Below are 17,381 nucleotides of genomic sequence, written 5' to 3'. Positions count from 1 at the left end.
ACCGATGCGTGGTCTGCATGGGCTGCGGGGCAATAAGGCCGCCCGCAGCCCATGCAGCGATGATACGGTTGGGTCCGCCGTCAAGGCCAAGCCCTGACGGGCGCCTGCGGCGGCCTTGACGGAAGACCGGCTTGTGCGAGAGCGGGCGGTTCTAGAAAGCAAACAGCAAAGGCCTCTATTTACGCATATGAACTCTCAAGCAATCGAAAAATGCGTTTCCGATAGCCTTGGCGAATTGCGTATAGAGGGAATTTCGCATTTGCGAAAATCCCTTGTTCGGTCACTCCGCATCCACACAAGGTCTGCTCTCATTCGTTTATCGTGGGGGCGGCGACGGTATGAAGCAAGGGGCGAAGTACAGAGGGCACATTACGCATATGAACTCTCAAGAAACGTTCGCGCGAAGCATGACTGCTGCGTCTGTTAGACTTCGAGGATCTATTTCTATGAGCAAAACTATGGCGACCGCTCCCCGAACAAAAGTGCTTCAACCTCTGCACCAAGCGAGTAAATCACTGCTTGAGCAAGAGTGGGACAAAGTTCTTGCCGAGCCTTTGGCGGAACCGCTTCGAGACGAAGAATGGGGGGGCGCGCTCGAGACCATCATTACTAAAGGCGGCAGCACCTACCCATATGTATTGCTAGGCCAAGTCTTGGCGAAAGCGGCTGATGGGTCAATCAATACGCTGTGCTTACAGGACAGCTCGTTGCTTCCTGGCGCTAGGGACGTACGCATGCTTGTTAGAAATGTTGTTGTCCCTTGGAATTCGTCTGTAGGAAAACCGTTCCCAGGGACAAATCCAGATCCTTATGTAAATAACCCTGCGCGCTATAAAAATTTCGGTGAAGAAATGGCAAGCAAAGCAGGGAATCGAGCACTTTACGACTCACTGTTTAAAATAATTTCTCACGTGGAAAGTGGTGGGCAAGAAGAAGCCTTGCGGTTTTTACGTTTGATTCTTATTGAAACAAGAGTCGCACTCGAAACAAATAAACGAGATTACGTAGGCCCGTCTCGGGCCAGTCTTGAGGATGTAACTAAAGTTCTTGAAGAGTTTTTAAGTGAGCGCTCAAATGGCGTACGCCTTCAGGTTGTATGTTACTCAGTCTTTAAAGCATTTGCGGAGGCGTTCCCTAGTTTCGGGGAGGTTCGCTCATACTCAACGAACTCCGCGGATGCGTCCGGTTCCCGTGCCGGAGACGTTGAGCGAATAGCCGATGGGAAGGTAAATTTTGCGATTGAAGTAAAAGATCGAACATTAACCTTAAGTGATGTTGAAAGTTCGATAATGAAGGCGCGAATAACTGACGTTAAAAACTTGGTCTTTTTGGTACAGGCTTCTCCATTGTTGCAGGAGCGTGATGAGATCATGAAAAGGGCCGCGCACGAGTTTACTCGAGGAATTGATGTCAATATAACCGAATCAATATCCTTCTTCAAAACGGTTTTGCTGCTCCTATCCCCGGAGCAGCGTGCAGCACTACTCCGGGTTGTGCATGACGCGCTTCACGAATTAGGTGCTCATTACAAGCACGTCCATCGCTGGGTTGAATTGATGAAATCAATTTAGGACTCTGAGGCCTGGAGCGCTTTCTTTGTCCGTTTTCTTTCTAGAGTGTCACCGCAGGCGTTAAGCGCGTTATGCAACGCCTTGGCGACAACCGCTGCAAATTCAGGGGGAACAGCGTTCCCGATCTGGGCATATTGCTGGTTACGCCTTCCGACAAACTCAAACCAATCCGGAAAAGTCTGCAATCTGGCAGATTGACGGACGGTCAAGCGAGAACAACCCTTTACCTCACCAGTTTTGGGTTTCCCCCCGGCTTGTAAATGCTCGTGATACTGACGCAAGACCCCTTGCGGATCTAGGATGTGAGTGCGATTTCCACCAGCACTTGCAGGTATTGTATGAGCAGGTGCATCCATATTTAATGGACGTCCCTTTCCGTTTAATAACATCCCTGCATAGGGACTACGGCGAAGAATAGGGTTCTTTGCGAAAATCACTTTTGCCTGGTTTATGTGATCGACAGGGCAGCCCTCTAATGCCTCTGCCACAGTGCGGTATTTATTTTTATGGCTGGGGCCGTGCGTTGGTTTTGGGAAATCAAATTTTGTCCCAACAGGCAAACCGATGACAAACAGGCGGCGGCGGTTTTGCGGAATGCCGTAGTCTGCCGCATTAAGCACCTGCCAATAAACCTCATAGCCTAATTCCCGAAGTTCATCGACTCGATCTTCTAGGTAAGGAAGAAATCTGGCGGTAGTAAGCCCCGCAACGTTTTCCATAAGAAAAGCACGCGGGCGTATTTCTCTGACGACACGCACAAATTCGGGGACCATGTCTCGAACATCCAACTTACCAAGCTGTTTTCCGGACACAGAAAATGGCTGACATGGAGGCCCACCTGCTACGAGGTCAATAGAACCTGCATACTGTTTGAAATCAATATCGCGAATATCGTCACACAGGTGCAGAGTTTCCGGCATGTTTTTACGGTGAGTTTCAATAGCTGTTGAGTCGTACTCAACAGCTACACGCACATCCCAGCCTGACATCTTTAGCCCAACGGAAAGGCCTCCGGCGCCAGCGAACAAATCAATTGTGTGATTTCTCATTATTTGCTTCCGTAAACAGCAATCGGGTTTGCTTGCTACCCCCAAACTGACCTTTTACTACCCCACCTCTTGGTTTGCTGGCATCAAATTGAATTCGAGCCAGTGTCGCGCGAAAATCAATATCGGCTTCGGCCATTTCACCCATAAGCGCAGCAATGATTGCCAAGTGCGGAGGTACTTCCTTGTGTTGCGAGTGATTTGTAATGGAGTTCGGCGTCTGTTTTATCAGCACAGCGAACTCCTTGATCGTTAGGCCAGCTTTGCCAAGCTGGCGACGGAACTCTTCGTAAGTCATGCCTCAAAACATAACACACTCGCAATGGCTACACACTCAATAATACACGAAACAAATCAAAACATTAATAAAAAAAATTATTTGATTTGTTTTGAATTGCATCAAAAGGTTTGTCTTCTGGGTTGCCTATTAACGATGCTCACGAAGGGCCTCCAGTGCAATCCTGCCTGGTTCCTCCCCTGCATACCTCTCTGAAATCTTGACTAGCGCCTCCCTCAATTTGCGGTTTTCTGCCTTGAGAGGCTTAGTAGAAGCCTTGGAATCCTTGGCGATTTGGCGAGCGGTAGCCGCCGCCAGTCGTGCTTTGGCAAGCTTGGTACTCATCACTACCTCTCGATCTCTCCAGTTTCTGAACTCCACCGGTTGTGCGAACTATCGACTCCGGTTGCGATACATCCACTCAAGCAGCATCCAATACAGCGGCGCGACGATGATGAACGTGAGAAACGTGACCATATGACCTCCATGGACTACAGGCGCTGGACTTGAAGAACCAGCAGGATTTCCGACCGAGCAGCCTCGGAGCCGGATGTGTGCAGAAACTTCGGCAGAAACGTCAGTCCATCTCTGCTGTTACTGTCTTTGTTCTCAGCCAAGCCGCCCAGGACGATCAGATCGCCATCCTTCATGCTGATCGAGGTTTTGAGCGACCGCTTGGTCAGGGTCGGTGAGTTGTTGACGCCGGTTGTGGTCGCAATGAAGTTGGAGAGCTGCTGATCGATGTTCAGGTCGATCACGCCTTCACGTACGGTCGGCTGAATATTGAAGATGACTCCGCTGGAGCGATACTCGACGCTCTGCACTGCTTGGCCGCTACTCGGATAGCTGACGGCGCCGAGTACAGGCACATCCTGGCCAACGGAGAAAACGCCCTGAGCGCCAGAGCGAATGCGCAGTGATGGGCTGGATAACACCTTGAAGCGACTGTCCTGGTTCAGCAGGGAGTAGATGCCTTCGAGGTTCGCAGCTTTGAACTGGATGAAGCTGTTGGCCTTGGTGATTGCTCCAATTCCAATGGAAAAGCGACCGTCCAGCAAACTGGCGAGCAAGCCAAATGCAGAGCCTTCCTTTTCAGACGTGCTGACCTCATAGACCACGCCGCGCGCCATGACCTCGCCAAACGCGACATCGACTTGAGAGAGCGCCTGCTTCAAGCGGCCAATCTCGTCTGGTGTGCCGGTGAATACCAAAAGGTCTGACGCGCGATCCACCAACGCAGCGGCGCTGTTGGGCGGCGGTGTTTGTCCCTGGGGGATTTTTGCCGAGTCGGACGCCTTCACCGTGCGATTTGCAGTGAAACCGTTGCCAAACAGTGGTGCAAGAATTTCCGTCAGAAAGCCGACTTCACGGAACTTAGGGCGATAGACGAATACCTCTGAGGCAGGGGCGCGATGTGTCTTGCGAGCGACGAAATCCACGCCCGCACGGTTTTCGAGTGCGTACCCAAGGCTATCCAGAAAGCTGATCAGAAAAGGGCGCAAATCCCCCTTGTCGCTTTGCCAGCGGAAAGAAATGATCCGCTGATCTGCGGCCACCTCAGGATCGAACATATAGGGTGTGTGCAGCGCATCGCCAAAGATCAGTTGAAGTGCATCAGCAACCTTGACGCCTGTCAGATCGAACCCGGTTGGGGAATTTGCGGCATGAGCGGGCCATGGAAGAACTGCGGCCATCAGCAGGGTGGCAATAAGCTTTCTCATGGCATCGTTCCCGCGATAGATGGGACAACTGGCGGAGGCGCAATGGTTCCGCTGTAATAGGTCACCGTCTCGCCATCAATCTTCCCTGCCATCGCTTGGCCGCTGTTCGCGAAGTTGGAAGGGCTTTCAAAGCGCAGGCGCCCTGTCGGACTGGCGAGCACCACGTACTGTTGATTGCCTGAAACAAACCGGCCTGCAATACGCCAGGCTGTGCTGAAACTGATAGGCGGTAGAAGCGCCGTACCTGATGCGGGTAACTGAGAGGCGGAAGCCTGTGTTGATGCCGGCATGGCAGTAGTCGCTGCATGGGGTGCGCGATTTTTGAGGTGCGTATCCGGCTGGAAGAAGCGGAATACCTTGTAGAAGGAGAAGAGGACCGCAATCGTGACGCCAATGATTAGCGGCAGAAGCCACCAGCGTTTGAAGATGTTGGTTCGATCGTCAATAGCCTTTTCGTTGCCGTTTCCGCCCGCGTAGCTCTTGTACATCGGGAAAAATACTTTGTCATACTCTTTTTGATAACGACTGATCGCGTTGGTCCGTGTCTGCTTGTAGCCTTCAAAGACTTCAACCCGGTAGCGCTTTCCGATGCCAAGGGCTTTGTGCTTGGTTGTCCTGAAGCTGAATTCCACGACATTCTTCACGCTCCTGTGCAGGCCCGAAATATCCTGGATCATCAGCGCAACATCACAGCTCACTCCTGTCTCAGGGTGCGTGTAATGGCGGTGCATGCGGAAGAACTGCATGTGCTCATGGGTGAGCTTTCCACCATCGGCGGGCCAGAAGCGCCACGCTTCATCAATGGCGACCAGATCACCAGGTAAAACGACCGACACGACCTCGGTGTGCTCTTCGTCAGGGAAGAATGCTGGTTGCAGGATGCGTTCATTGGTGACATGAACAACCGTTCCGAGCTTGCCTTCTTGCGCCTTGTTCTTGGCCAGCAGGTACTCGTGGATCTTCTCTTCGTTGATGCCGTCAATATTGGTGATGACCCGGCGACCTGCGGCAATGGCCGATACGATCACCGAACTGGTGACTTCGTAGGATTTTCCGCTGCCTTGAAGGCCGGTGTATGCGTTGATCGCCATTGGTTACTTTCGCATATGCGAAACTCAGCCGATCACGGGGATGCGACGGATGATGAATCGGGTGGCGTAAGCCGATAAAACCATGGGCACGCCGACGTTGAACTGCATGATGTTCATCAGCCACCACATTGATCCAGGCAAACCGCCAAACGCGCTGCGAAGCGATGATCCATCAGGCAGGATGGTCGTCAGAATCTCGATGAACTCAGTTGTAATGAAGAAAAGGCCGAAATAGAGAACGAACTTGATCAGGATGGAGCGAGCAATCCACGCCAGTGCAGACCAGAGAGCAGAGAGAAGAATTCCGTACATTCCCAATACCTCAAGCGCGAAGCAGGACAAGCAGAGCCAGCACCGACCAAGCAACGAACATGAATGCCTGGATGATTTGCTGGTTCTGTCCGATGACGGTGCAGTGCGCGTCTATCTGGAAGCTGTGATTCCAGACGCTGAAACTGGCTACCGGGCATGTCCCCACTCCTGCCGGCATCATGAAATTTCGCAGGGTTGGCAGAAGGTTTAGCACTGGTGCCATGATCTGCTGGGCTGTTGGCGTTGCTTCAAGCTCAGGCTGGGGAATGGCCGGGTCGGCCCCGAGATTGACCTGTGGCTGTTCCGAAGCCGGATTTACAGCATTGGGATTCGGTTGAGTCGTCGGCTGGAGCTGCGATGAAGGCGCCGTTGGATTTAGCGGCAGCGAATATGCGGTCGGATCAGATGCTGGCCGAGGCTGCACGAAGTCACGCACAGTGGGCCACATCGACGGGTTCTGCTGCATCCATGTTTGCGCTTCTGCGGCAGTAACAGGATTGGCCTGCTGATATGGAAGCCCTTGATAGCCCGGCTGGGCTGCTGCCTGCTGCCAAAGGTGATTGGACAAATCAGCAACGACCTGTGGGTTCAGCGGCTTGGCCAATTCGCTATCTGGCAGAGCAGCGACGGCTTGCTGCAATGATTGGCCGGTAACGTTTTGAGTACCAGTGTTGAGTGGGTAGGAGTAGCTCGCACAGAACCCTCCAACAGCGTACATGCCGCGCCCGCAAGAAATGGAGGCAGTCCCATCCAGAAGGACGGAGTAGTTCCCGCAGTAATACAGGCCAGAGCCAACAGCGAAACAATATGGCTCACTCGGCTGCGTAACACCTTGCGCACGGTAACCGTCGTAATACAGCTGGCGCGCCATAGGTTCCGGTTGGCTGCCGTACACTTTTCTACCTGCGGAATCAAAGCCAACCCACACCGGATCGCCGACGTTGAAGCCATCAACGCTGTAAGAGAGATTTGCGGCGGATGACTGATCTACTTTCAGGGTGTCGCTATGGAATAGCCAGTTAATCAGGCCATCCAGCGCCAGGGTGACGCCATATCCAACTGCGGCAGTCGTTGCCGCAGCCAGCATGACTGTGGCCCACGCGGGCGCAGTAACCCCAATCAGCGTAACGACACCAGCCCCGGCAGCAGCGCCGACTGCTGTACCAGCAACGTTGGACATGGCCGATAGCGTTCCGTAGTACCGTGGGTCATTGGCAGCAAAGCCTCGGGAACGCATGGACTGCTGCGTTACGCCACTTACCGCGCGATTTACCCCAGATGAAACCGTGAGCGCTTGAGCTTGTGCTGTGCCGACTTGCAAAGAAATGACAATTGCAAATACAGCAGACAGGATGCGGGTGATCATAGGTCAAGCCCCCGGATGACCGCCCAGGCGCACAGCTGCCCCCATCCGAAAATGAAGATGTACCAAATTTGTGTGCTGGTCATGGTGTTGGCTTTCGGCAGATGTGTTGGCAGGCATGAAAAAGGGGAGTGCTAGCCCTCCCCATGTCATGGCGACAAAGGGGGCTGATCAGGCGCCCTTGAACATGCGCCAGACGATTTTCACGCCCTTGATGGCGAGCAGCAGGCCCATGGCCGAAACACCGATAGCCATGATGGCGGTGATGGTGGTCGACAGATCGATCTGGCTGGTCAGGGTCGAAAAGTCGGGGCCGGTATTGGTGGCCGTTTGTGCAAACGACACCATCGGCGTAACCAGAGCCACCATTGCGGCGACGAAAATTGCGAACAGCTTTTTCATGTTGCTTCCTTTCAGAGAAATATCCGGGTGCGCCGGACACGCTTGTTTCGATTACGCGCCTCGGAAGAAGCGCAGAATCGTTCCAACCTTGAGCGCCACGAGATACAGACCTACCGTGACGCAAAATGCTGCCGCCCATACTTGCGCGGCATATATGTAATCGAAGGACTCCGGGGCGCAGCTCGGGCTGATTGCTGTCGTAGATGAGGTGGGGTTATCCACCACTGCCGTAATGACGCCTTGCCACGCGCTTGTGCCTGAGGTGAAAGTGATGATCGTGTTGGCTTGAACCGGGTCTGATGTGCATGACTTTGCGGACCAACCACTTCCCCAGCCGAGCGCAGCGGTAACAGCCGGCTTGACGTTGGAACACGTCAGGTCAGTTACCGCGACGGTCGTATTGTTGAAAGTGACTGTAGCCATGGCAGGAAAGCCTTATGCGGCCTTGGCTACCTTCACATCGACAAGATCAACTTGGCAGATGTACTCGATGGCAACAACGACAAGTTTTTCGACGTCGTTTGAAACCTCTCGACCATCCATTACTTTCTTTTCGACTGCCGTGACGCGGCGGTAGGTGATGAAGCAGCGGGCAGGAAAGAGCTTGTCCTTCATCGATTCACCAACACTGGCATCCGCAATTTTTTGATCAATTGCAGTGTAACCAGTCCAGTTTTTGCTGGCGGGGGTAGAAACAATAGTAATTTTGGTCGATTCGATTCCCTCCATTCGTCCTCCTTTTTCACCAGTAAAACCAGTGGAAACGCCCAAAACAAACTCTTCACTCTTCAGCTCACTGACGTGACGTGATAAAAGCGACATTTTTTCTACTCCTTTATGTAAATGACCAATCAATATTTTGAGCGATGCGCTCGACTGCTTCTGCACCGCCAGATCGAGCGGCTTCCAAAAATTTGCCCATGCCGCCAGCTTTGACGATGTTCTCGAACTCGACACGGCCAACTCGGGTGATGATTGAGGACTCGCCCTGAGCGTTCGCATCCTCGATGTCGTCAAAAGTGACAGGCAGGTCGAAGCGACGAAGAAGGGGCGCGGCAGCCTTCATCGAAATGCAAGACTTGCCTTTGGTGGCGCGCAAGTATTCGAGCCACAGCTTTAAGGCCTGAGAATCACGGCCACGAAGGATTGCGTCTTCCAGAATTGCCCAGGGAGTCAGCGAGTGGGATCCGCCGGTTTTGAGCCTGCCGGCGGTCATTTCGGCGGACAGGCTCCAGTCCCGTTCCCTGTCAAACTTGGCGAGATATTCGCTGGCATCCCATGCCGTCCGCACGTCAACACCAACGCGCCGGTCTTTGAAAAACTCGCGGCAGTCCAAACCATGCTTGAGCAGCGCGCTTTGCCAGACAGGAAATAGCGAAGCTGAAAGCAACTCGGTTTCATCAGGTGACAGTGGGCGCGGAAAAAACCACGCCTGGTGCTGATGGGGGTGCCAGCCATTACGCGGGTTCCACTTAATCTCAGTGGCAACACATGCACCGCTTCGAGACTCGGCCAGGGCACGGAACTGACGCGACTGACTGAGCGTGCGTTGGGCTGATTTGAACTTTTCAAGCATTAGGGCCAAAGAGTCCTCCAGCCGATGTGCACACGTGAAAGTGACCATTACTGCGCCTCCGCCTTCCGCATGTATGGCCCCGAATAGCGCGCCGATTTGCTCAGCTCGCCGTCGCATGACCTTGGCGCAGCAGAAAACGCAGCCCCAAACGTTCCCGCAGCGGAGAACCCCTCCAATGCCGACTCCACCCGTGGCATTCCGATAGACGGGCACGTCGTGCTCAAGGGCGGTTCTACCGCATACGCTGACCCTGAACTCACTCCTCTTGCCCGTGATTTCACCGGTGTCACGATCAACAACATCCCGCCAGAATGGATAGAGCAAGTCCTGACTGCCCTGAAGCAGGATGTATCGATAGACCCGGAGCGCAGCTTCTGACGGCGCCGGGATGGCAACACCATCGCGGATGTGACGAACCCCGACAGGCAGGGTTTCAACAAAGCGAAGGTCGGCGAGTCGAGACACATCACGAACCTGCCTTTGCCGGCGTTGACAACAAAATCCGTATAGGTTTACCTAGAGGCGCCGACCCGGCTGCGCCCTCGTCCTCGCGCTCACGCGCTGCGGGCGTTGCGCTGCCGGTCGCCGGTGTGGAGTTGGTGTCTTTGGCAATGCCGCTCAGGGCTCGTGCATAGAAGTTCATTCCGGGGGCCAGTGCCTCCGGAAACATATCGAGTTGAACGAGCTGCCGACGAGCCTTCATTTCTGAGCCTCGTTCGTCATCCCGCGAGCAAGTACCCAGCCGTCGATCTCGGATGCAACAAAGCCGAGCTTTCGTTTGCCAAGTCGAACGGGGCGCGGGAAGTTGTGGGTCTCATCTTTCAGCCAACGCCATAGTGTTGGGCGACTAATGCCAAGCCGGGAAAGCACGGACACGTAGCTTTCGACGGTTGTTGGTGTTCCCAAAACAGAGTGAGCTACACTACTTTCCATTACCTTTTCTCCATTCAATCGTGAACTATGTCATCGATGTGGCGAGCATAGTTCTCCGTTTCAGGAGGTGTCAAGTGTTTTCGAGCATCAATTCGCGGATGAAAGATCTGATTGAGTCGAAGCTACCCAAGTACGGCCGCTTCCAAAGACTGGAAGAGCTTTCCAAGATCAAGGTCAGCGTGTGGAAGAGTTGGTGGGCGCGGAGACAGCGAGCAACGGCACAGATGGTGGAGGCCGTCGCTTTGATTTGGCCTGAGCATGCCTACTGGCTTGCGACCGGCGATGAGCTCCCGAAGGAGGGCTTTACCAGTCCTGCAAAGGAGCCTGAGTTTGAATTTTCAGCAATTGCTGGAATTACTCAGCAAGTGCTGACAAGACGCTTTTCCATCCTGAAGGAATTAACAGGCTGTCTTGATTGGAATGCTCTTGAGCAAGATGGAGAGGTGATTCAGGAGCGTGTTGTCGCTGTAGTGGATAAATTTTTCGAACGATATTCAGAAATAACCGATGACGACCTGATGGTCACAGATGATATTTCGAAACTACTGTCGCCGGAGGCTATGACAAGAAAATGGTTTGCCATACTGGAAAGAGATGAACAGTTCAAAGAGCTTGAAAAGGCCCGAGAAAAGCTAATAGCCAAGATATTTTCAAAATAGTCGAACAAAGCTCATTGTCATGCTCGTTGTTTGAGTGTTTTTTCTACGAGCATGTCTAATAAGTCAGCCCACCTTTGCATCATTTCACGTCGCTCGTCGAAGTACGTCGCATGGTTGTAACTTCGCCGCACTGAATTGGGTTCAGTGTGCGCGAGCTGAGCTTCAATTACGTCACCGCGATACCCCAACTCGTTCAGCCTAGTGGATCCTGTTGTCCGGGTTCCATGAGGGCTGTATTTGGTTGCCCACCCCAGTTTTTTTAGTGCCTGGCGAATAGTTGCGTCCGCCATAGGCTTGCTCCGATCATCACGGCTCGGAAAGACATGCTTTGTATGGCTGGTAATGGGGTGAAGCGCCTTGAGCAGATCGATGGCTTGGCGCGGGAGTGGAACCGTGTGTTCCCGCCTGTTTTTCATCCGACAAGCCTGAATTTTCCAAACGCCGGATTCAAGATCGAGCTCTGACCATTCCGCGCAGACCGCTTCATTGGGACGCGTCAGCGTCAGCCACATCAGCCGAAAGGCATAGATTGTTTGGAAGTTTCCTCCGTGCCCTGCGAAGTCCGTCAGCAGTTTGCCGATTTCCTCGGTATTCAACGCCCGTTTGTGCTGCGTTTTGTTCTTGGGTAGAGCTTCACGCCATTGATGCACAGGATTGGCGTCGGCCCTGAAGGTTTCGCAGGCAAGCTCAAAGATGCCAAACATGGTGCGCTTGGCCTCGGCTGCGACAGTTACACCGTTTTCTTTCGAGCTATTAAGGAGAAGGCTGAGGATCGTTGGCGAAGAGATTTGTCGGACTGGCAGGCTGCCAATGGTTGGGAAAACAACCCGTTCAAGCATGTTCAGCCGGCGAGCTTTGGTTACAGCCTCCCAGCTTTTGAGAGCCAGCCATTCCTTCGCGACGACTTCAAAAGTGCAAGCAGCTTCCTTGATGAGGCGGGCCTTTTCCTGCTGGCGGTGAACAACGGGGTGGATGCCCTGTTTGACCTGTTTTCGGACTCCATCACACTGCTCGCGTGCTTCAGCCAGCCCCATGTCTGGATAGTTGCCTAGCGCGAACATGGATTCTTTGTTGTTCAGCTTGTACCGATATCGCCAAGCTTTGGTGCCGGATGGCTTGACCTCCAAGTAGAGGCCATTGAAGTCCTTAAGTCGGTATAGCTTTTCGCGGGGCTTGGCATTGCGGCAATGGGCGTCGGTCAGCATGGCACACCTCAGAAGAAGGGGTGTTCATTGTACCCGCTCATCTAGCGGACTTAAAAAGTGGCATACCCGCTTTTGTACCCGCTTCTTCTGTGAAAGCACTCGAAATTTCCTGATGTTTCATAAGTGATCAAAGGGCACAAAAAAGCCCGCCAATTCTACGTTTGGAGGGCTTTTTTGGGTTTCGCAAAGTTTCACGGTATTGCGTGATATTGCATATTCTGATTTAGACGTTGAACAGGAAGTTCAGTACGTCGCCATCTTTTACGACGTATTCCTTGCCTTCGGAGCGCATCTTGCCGGCTTCCTTGGCGCCTTGCTCACCCTTGAACTGGATGAAATCTTCGAAGGCGATGGTCTGGGCGCGGATGAAGCCCTTTTCGAAATCGGTGTGGATCACGCCGGCCGCTTGCGGTGCAGTGTCGCCCTTGTGGATCGTCCAGGCGCGCACTTCCTTCACACCGGCTGTGAAGTAGGTTTGCAGGCCGAGCAGGTCGTAGCCAGCGCGGATCAGGCGGTTCAGGCCCGGTTCGCTCAAGCCGATGTCGGCGAGGAAAGCCAGCTTGTCTTCGTCATCCAGATCGGCCAGTTCGGCTTCGATCTGGGCGCACAGGGCGACGACCGGCGCGCCTTCCTTGGCGGCGTGTTCGCGCAGACGATCAAGGTGCGGATTGTTTTCGAAACCGTCTTCCTTGACGTTACCGACGTACATCGCGGGCTTCAGGGTCATCAGGCACAGCGGCTTGAGCTGGACCAGATCTTCTTCGGTGAGCTTGAAGGTTCGTGCCGGCTGGCCTTCGTTCAGGTGTGGCAGCATGGCTTCGAGCAGGGCGACGAGCTTTTGCGCATCCTTGTCGCCAGAGCGGGCCTTCTTGTTCTCGCGCTGAATGGCTTTCTCGACGGCAGTCATGTCGGCCAGGGCGAGTTCGGTGAGGATGGTTTCGATGTCGGCGAGCGGATCAACGCGGCCGGAGACGTGAATCACATTTTCATCTTCGAAGCAGCGCACCACGTTCACGATGGCGTCGGTTTCGCGGATGTTGGCGAGGAACTGGTTGCCCAGACCTTCACCCTTGGACGCGCCGGCGACCAGCCCGGCGATGTCGACGAATTCGACGATGGCCGGCTGCATGCGCTGCGGCTTGACGATCTCGGCGAGCTGAGCCATGCGCGCATCCGGTACTTCAACGATGCCGACGTTCGGCTCGATGGTGCAGAAAGGATAGTTTGCTGCCTCAATGCCGGCCTTGGTCAGCGCGTTGAAGAGGGTGGATTTGCCGACGTTGGGCAGACCGACGATGCCGCATTTGAGACTCATGCTTTTTCCTTGGGCGCCGCAGGGCGCGCGTTGATGTGTTGGGTGGCGGCGTTCCAGTCGCCCTTGGCAATTTTCGGCCAGGCGCTGAGCGCCCGGTCGATGGCCGTGTCGATTTCAGTTTGCTCTTCGCGGCGTGGGCGGTTCAGTACGAAGTTTGCCACTTCATTCTTGTCGCCGGGATGACCGATGCCGATGCGCAGGCGCCAGTAGTCTTGTGTTGAGAGTCGCGAGGAAATGTCTTTCAGGCCATTGTGGCCGCCCAGACCGCCGCCGTATTTCAGGCGCAGCTGGCCAGGGGGGATGTCCAGTTCATCGTGCACGACGAGGATTTCGTTGGGCAGGATACGATAAAAGTGGGCCAGAGCCAGTACCGACTGACCCGAGCGGTTCATGAAAGTCTGTGGCAACAGTAGCCAGGTGTCACCGGCTTTGCCCACGAAACCGTGAAAGCGGCTTTCATGATTGAGGCGGGCGCCCAAGTCCTGCGCCAGGCGCTCACAAAACCAAAACCCGGCGTTGTGCCGGGTTTCGGTGTATTCGGCCCCGGGGTTACCGAGGCCGACAATCAGCTTGGGAGCTGACTGAGTCATCAGGCCTTGGCTTCGCCTTCGTCGGCTTCGGGCTCGGCAGCGCCGCCGCGCGGAGCTGCGATGGAAGCGATGACCTTGGAGCCTTCGGTGGCGTGAGCCAGCTCGACGCCTTCAGGCAGCTTGATGTCGGACAGGTGAATCACATCGCCCACGTTCATGCTCTTCATGTCGATTTCGAGGAAGGCCGGCAGCTTGCCCGGCAGACCCTTCAGGTCGAGTTCGTTGATGACATGCGAGAACACGCCGCCGTTGAGCTTCACGCCCGGACATGCGTCGTGGTTCAGGAAGTGCACCGGCACCTTGATGTGGGTGGCGTGGGTGGCATCAACACGCTGGAAATCAACGTGCAGCACGATCTGGCGGAAGGGATGCCATTGCACATCGCGCAGGACGGCGGTTTGAGCAACGCCGTCGACTTCGATGGTCAGCATGGAGCTGTGAAAGGCTTCCTTGCGCAGGGCGTGGAACAGATCGTTGTGATCCAGCGAGATCTGCACGACAGGCGCATCGCCGCCGTAGATGATGCCAGGGGTTGTACCAGCGTGACGCAGGCGGCGGCTCGCACCCGTACCTGTAACGTCCCGCTTGGCTGCTTTGAGATTGAATTCCATTTTACTTCTCCAGATTAAGGTGGCTGCCCGCGACCAGGCTTTCACCGACACAAAAAGCGGTACCGAAATGGCTCCGCCTCAAAAAATACGAAATTTATTCGTCCATGAACAGCGAGGAGACGGACTCTTCGTTGCTGATGCGCAGCATGGTGTCGGCCAACAGGGAGCCGATGCCGACTTGCTTGATCTTGGAACAGGCTTTCGCTTCGTCGCGCAGGGCGATGGTGTCGGTGACCACCAGCTCGTCCAGTTCGGATTCCTGGATGCGCGCGATTGCAGCGCCGGACAACACCGCGTGGGTGATGTAGGACACTACACGCTTGGCGCCATGTTCCTTGAGCGCCTGGGCGGCCTTGCACAGGGTGCCGGCGGTATCGACGATGTCATCGACGATCACGCAGGTACGGCCTTCCACGTCGCCGATGATGTTCATGACTTCCGAGACATTGGCTTTCGGACGACGCTTGTCGATGATGGCCAGCTCGGTTTCGAGTTGCTTGGCAACCGCACGGGCACGTACCACGCCGCCAACGTCTGGCGAAACCACCATCAGGTTGCCGCCTTGCTCGGCCTTGCGCAGATGCGAGAGCATCAAGGGCGTAGCGTAGATGTTGTCGACCGGGATATCGAAGAAGCCTTGGATCTGGTCGGCGTGCAGATCAACCGTCAGCACGCGTTGCACGCCCACGGCCTGCAGCATGTTGGCAACGACCTTGGCCGTGATTGGCACGCGCGCTGAACGCGGGCGGCGATCCTGACGGGCATAGCCCAGATAGGGGATGGCGGCAGTGATCCGGCCGGCCGAGGCGCGTTTGAGTGCGTCGACCATGATGATCAGTTCCATCAGATTGTCGTTGGTCGGGGTGGAGGTCGGTTGCAGCACGAAAACGTCTTTACCCCGGACATTTTCAAGCAGTTCGACATTCACTTCGCCATCGGAGAAGCGGCCAACGGTGGCCGATCCGACTGCGATGCCCAGGCGTTTGACAACATCGGCGGCCAGCTTGGGGTTGGCGTTGCCAGTGAAGACCATCAGGCTGCGGTAAGCCATGACCACCTCGTGAGATTGCGTTGGCAGAAACGATTCGGGCAGGCCGACAGCCTCGGCTGTGACCTGCCCGAACATGTAGGGCTGGGGAAGAAGGATTCGAACCTTCGAATACCGGAATCAAAATCCGGTGCCTTGACCAACTTGGCGACTCCCCAACAAACCTTCTATCGTCCTGCGGACTCCAACGCTGTAGTCCGCCTGACAAAAATTCTTTCAATCTCTGGCCCAAGCCAGCAGTGGGTGTGTATCCAGCGCCGGAGCGCACCAGACCTTCCATTCGGTCTGCAGGATTTTCACCACTGTTTCCGCAGCTGCCTGGCGCTCACACGGCAGGAACACACAGGCTCCCGAACCACTCATGCGAGGGCTACCGAAGGGTTCCAGGGCGTCTAGCGCCTTCTGAATCACAGGGTAGCGACTACAGGCTACCGGCTCCAGATCATTACGCCCTTGCAGCAGGCGTTGTTCCGTTTCGGTAACTGCGAAGCCCGCAATTCTGAGGGCTTCGGTGTCGCGAGTCAATTCCTTTGCGGAAAAAATTTCTACGGTCGGTACGCTGACGGGTGGTTCGATGACGACATACCAGCTTGGCAACAGGCCCAGCGGCTGAAGTTCTTCGCCTACGCCTTCGGCCAGTGCGGTGCGTCCATAGACGAAGAAAGGGACGTCAGCGCCCAGTTCCAGGGCCCAGGATTGCAGTTTTTGACGCGGCACATCCAGCGCCCATAAATGATTCAGGGCGAGCAGGGTGGTGGCCGCATCCGAGCTGCCGCCGCCCAGACCGCCGCCCATGGGCAGGTGCTTGTCGACTTGCAGGTCAACGCCCAGACGGCAGTGTGTCTTGCTTTGCAGCAGGCGCGCAGCGCGCACGATCAGATCGGATTCGGCTGGCACGCCCGGCACTTCGCTCAGGCGCTGGATTGCGCCATCGCCGCGGACGCGAAAACCGAGGGTGTCGCCGTGATCCAGCATGCGAAACGCCGTCTGCAGCAGATGGTAGCCATCGGCGCGCCGTCCTGTGACATGCAGGAACAGGTTGATCTTGGCCGGGGCCGGGCACAGCAGGAATTCGCTACTCATAGCTGCCAGGCTTCAATCGCGAGGCGAATGCGTAACGTGTCGTGCTCGATTTCCAGCATGGCGGGCAGTGCGTTCGGGGTGTCGTTCTCGTAACGACTGATCCGCAGCGTCCAGCCCATGTCGGTGGCGAGGAGCAGGCGATTGTCGGGATCACGCTGCACGTTCTCCGCCCGATCACTGACACGGCCCAGCGCCCACAGGGCCAGGCTGTCCAGCGGCAGCGGGGTGTCGGTCAGGCGTGCAAGTAGCTGATCGGCATCGCGAGCTTCCTGACGTTCGCCATCGGCACTGATCCAGCGCGCCCCCAGGCTGTCGCGCTGAAGTTCGGCGAGCTGATTGCCGAGTGGGCCGGCAAAGCCGATCAGATCGGTGTTGTGGGCGTGCTCCCAGTTCATGCGGATGGTATTGGAGCTGCCGGGCTGGCGGATGGCGATGCGGGCTTCAAGAGAGAAGCGCTGGATGCTTTCGCGCTGCGGACGTGCGGGCAGATCCTGCTTGGCCGCTTGCGGGCTGCAAGCGGCTAGCAATACGCAGAGCAGGGCCGTGCTAAAGATGCGGTAAAAAGACTTCAAAATCAA

At 55.3% G+C, this 17,381-nt stretch carries 21 protein-coding genes and 1 tRNA gene; 2 read left to right on the top strand and 20 right to left on the bottom strand.

What is annotated here, in order from left to right:
- Positions 1 to 446 precede the first annotated feature (446 nt).
- A complete protein-coding gene (locus ABXR19_RS08750; RefSeq protein WP_354600737.1) occupies positions 447 to 1,571 on the top strand; it encodes a restriction endonuclease, SacI family in 1,125 nt (374 codons plus the stop codon).
- Here ABXR19_RS08750 and ABXR19_RS08745 read toward each other — a convergent pair.
- The 12 genes from ABXR19_RS08745 to ABXR19_RS08690 form a co-directional block, all read right to left on the bottom strand.
- Complete coding sequence (locus ABXR19_RS08745) at positions 1,568 to 2,620, bottom strand: DNA cytosine methyltransferase (RefSeq protein WP_354600736.1); 1,053 nt, start codon at positions 2,618 to 2,620, stop codon at positions 1,568 to 1,570. The genes ABXR19_RS08750 and ABXR19_RS08745 overlap by 4 nt on opposite strands.
- Positions 2,601 to 2,915 (bottom strand): XRE family transcriptional regulator, encoded by a 315-nt coding sequence (locus tag ABXR19_RS08740; protein WP_354600735.1) that lies wholly within the window; start codon positions 2,913 to 2,915, stop codon positions 2,601 to 2,603. The genes ABXR19_RS08745 and ABXR19_RS08740 overlap by 20 nt, the downstream gene beginning before the upstream one ends.
- A 129-nt stretch (positions 2,916 to 3,044) precedes the next feature.
- Positions 3,045 to 3,239: a hypothetical protein gene (locus tag ABXR19_RS08735; RefSeq protein WP_354600734.1), complete on the bottom strand. Its 195-nt coding sequence runs from the start codon at positions 3,237 to 3,239 to the stop codon at positions 3,045 to 3,047.
- A 146-nt stretch (positions 3,240 to 3,385) separates the two neighbouring features.
- Positions 3,386 to 4,615, bottom strand: a complete 1,230-nt coding sequence (locus ABXR19_RS08730) for a type II secretion system protein GspD (protein WP_354600733.1) — start codon at positions 4,613 to 4,615, stop codon at positions 3,386 to 3,388.
- Positions 4,612 to 5,706 carry a zonular occludens toxin domain-containing protein gene (locus tag ABXR19_RS08725; RefSeq protein WP_354600732.1) on the bottom strand — a complete coding sequence of 365 codons (1,095 nt, stop codon included), beginning with the start codon at positions 5,704 to 5,706 and terminating at the stop codon, positions 4,612 to 4,614. The genes ABXR19_RS08730 and ABXR19_RS08725 overlap by 4 nt, the downstream gene beginning before the upstream one ends.
- A gap of 24 nt (positions 5,707 to 5,730) precedes the next feature.
- Complete coding sequence (locus tag ABXR19_RS08720; RefSeq protein WP_354600731.1) at positions 5,731 to 6,018, bottom strand: DUF2523 family protein; 288 nt, start codon at positions 6,016 to 6,018, stop codon at positions 5,731 to 5,733.
- A 10-nt stretch (positions 6,019 to 6,028) separates the two neighbouring features.
- Positions 6,029 to 7,384, bottom strand: a complete 1,356-nt coding sequence (locus ABXR19_RS08715; RefSeq protein ID WP_354600730.1) for a hypothetical protein — start codon at positions 7,382 to 7,384, stop codon at positions 6,029 to 6,031.
- Positions 7,385 to 7,552: 168 nt separating this feature from the next.
- Positions 7,553 to 7,783 (bottom strand): major capsid protein, encoded by a 231-nt coding sequence (locus ABXR19_RS08710; protein ID WP_303563104.1) that lies wholly within the window; start codon positions 7,781 to 7,783, stop codon positions 7,553 to 7,555.
- A 51-nt stretch (positions 7,784 to 7,834) separates the two neighbouring features.
- Positions 7,835 to 8,206: a hypothetical protein gene (locus ABXR19_RS08705; RefSeq protein ID WP_354600729.1), complete on the bottom strand. Its 372-nt coding sequence runs from the start codon at positions 8,204 to 8,206 to the stop codon at positions 7,835 to 7,837.
- Positions 8,207 to 8,218: 12 nt separating this feature from the next.
- Positions 8,219 to 8,605: a hypothetical protein gene (locus ABXR19_RS08700; protein WP_354600728.1), complete on the bottom strand. Its 387-nt coding sequence runs from the start codon at positions 8,603 to 8,605 to the stop codon at positions 8,219 to 8,221.
- A gap of 13 nt (positions 8,606 to 8,618) precedes the next feature.
- Entirely contained in the window at positions 8,619 to 9,824 is a 1,206-nt protein-coding gene (locus ABXR19_RS08695; protein ID WP_354600727.1) for a rep family protein, read from the bottom strand.
- Between the two features lie 234 nt (positions 9,825 to 10,058).
- Positions 10,059 to 10,292 (bottom strand): helix-turn-helix transcriptional regulator, encoded by a 234-nt coding sequence (locus ABXR19_RS08690; protein ID WP_354600726.1) that lies wholly within the window; start codon positions 10,290 to 10,292, stop codon positions 10,059 to 10,061.
- Positions 10,293 to 10,366: 74 nt separating this feature from the next.
- Here ABXR19_RS08690 and ABXR19_RS08685 point away from each other — a divergent pair, with 74 nt between their 5' ends.
- Positions 10,367 to 10,951, top strand: coding sequence for a hypothetical protein (locus tag ABXR19_RS08685; protein ID WP_354600725.1), 585 nt, complete (start codon positions 10,367 to 10,369; stop codon positions 10,949 to 10,951).
- 17 nt (positions 10,952 to 10,968) lie between these two features.
- Here the strand turns inward: ABXR19_RS08685 and ABXR19_RS08680 are convergent, their stop codons facing one another.
- The 8 genes from ABXR19_RS08680 to lolB all read right to left on the bottom strand — a co-directional run bounded on the left by ABXR19_RS08680 (position 10,969) and on the right by lolB (position 17,375).
- Positions 10,969 to 12,156, bottom strand: coding sequence for a tyrosine-type recombinase/integrase (locus tag ABXR19_RS08680; RefSeq protein WP_354600724.1), 1,188 nt, complete (start codon positions 12,154 to 12,156; stop codon positions 10,969 to 10,971).
- A gap of 223 nt (positions 12,157 to 12,379) precedes the next feature.
- Positions 12,380 to 13,471, bottom strand: coding sequence for a redox-regulated ATPase YchF (gene ychF / locus ABXR19_RS08675; protein WP_354600723.1), 1,092 nt, complete (start codon positions 13,469 to 13,471; stop codon positions 12,380 to 12,382).
- Positions 13,468 to 14,061 carry an aminoacyl-tRNA hydrolase gene (pth, locus tag ABXR19_RS08670; RefSeq protein ID WP_354600722.1) on the bottom strand — a complete coding sequence of 198 codons (594 nt, stop codon included), beginning with the start codon at positions 14,059 to 14,061 and terminating at the stop codon, positions 13,468 to 13,470. Before pth ends, ychF begins: the two co-directional genes overlap by 4 nt.
- The gene (locus tag ABXR19_RS08665) at positions 14,061 to 14,672 is read right to left on the bottom strand and encodes a 50S ribosomal protein L25/general stress protein Ctc (RefSeq protein WP_354600721.1); all 612 of its coding nucleotides are present in this window, start codon (positions 14,670 to 14,672) and stop codon (positions 14,061 to 14,063) included. The genes pth and ABXR19_RS08665 overlap by 1 nt, the downstream gene beginning before the upstream one ends.
- 94 nt (positions 14,673 to 14,766) lie before the next feature.
- Positions 14,767 to 15,723, bottom strand: coding sequence for a ribose-phosphate pyrophosphokinase (locus ABXR19_RS08660; protein WP_354600720.1), 957 nt, complete (start codon positions 15,721 to 15,723; stop codon positions 14,767 to 14,769).
- Positions 15,724 to 15,804: 81 nt separating this feature from the next.
- Positions 15,805 to 15,878, bottom strand: a tRNA-Gln gene (locus ABXR19_RS08655).
- 58 nt (positions 15,879 to 15,936) lie between these two features.
- Entirely contained in the window at positions 15,937 to 16,803 is an 867-nt protein-coding gene (ispE, locus tag ABXR19_RS08650) for a 4-(cytidine 5'-diphospho)-2-C-methyl-D-erythritol kinase (RefSeq protein WP_354600719.1), read from the bottom strand.
- Positions 16,800 to 17,375 carry a lipoprotein insertase outer membrane protein LolB gene (gene lolB, locus ABXR19_RS08645; protein WP_354600718.1) on the bottom strand — a complete coding sequence of 192 codons (576 nt, stop codon included), beginning with the start codon at positions 17,373 to 17,375 and terminating at the stop codon, positions 16,800 to 16,802. Before lolB ends, ispE begins: the two co-directional genes overlap by 4 nt.
- Positions 17,376 to 17,381: the final 6 nt, after the last annotated feature.

It is taken from the genome of Uliginosibacterium flavum, from assembly GCF_040566545.1.
GTDB classification, from domain to species: Bacteria; Pseudomonadota; Gammaproteobacteria; order Burkholderiales; family Rhodocyclaceae; genus Uliginosibacterium; species Uliginosibacterium flavum.
This window is presented reverse-complemented; position numbering and strand designations above follow the sequence as displayed.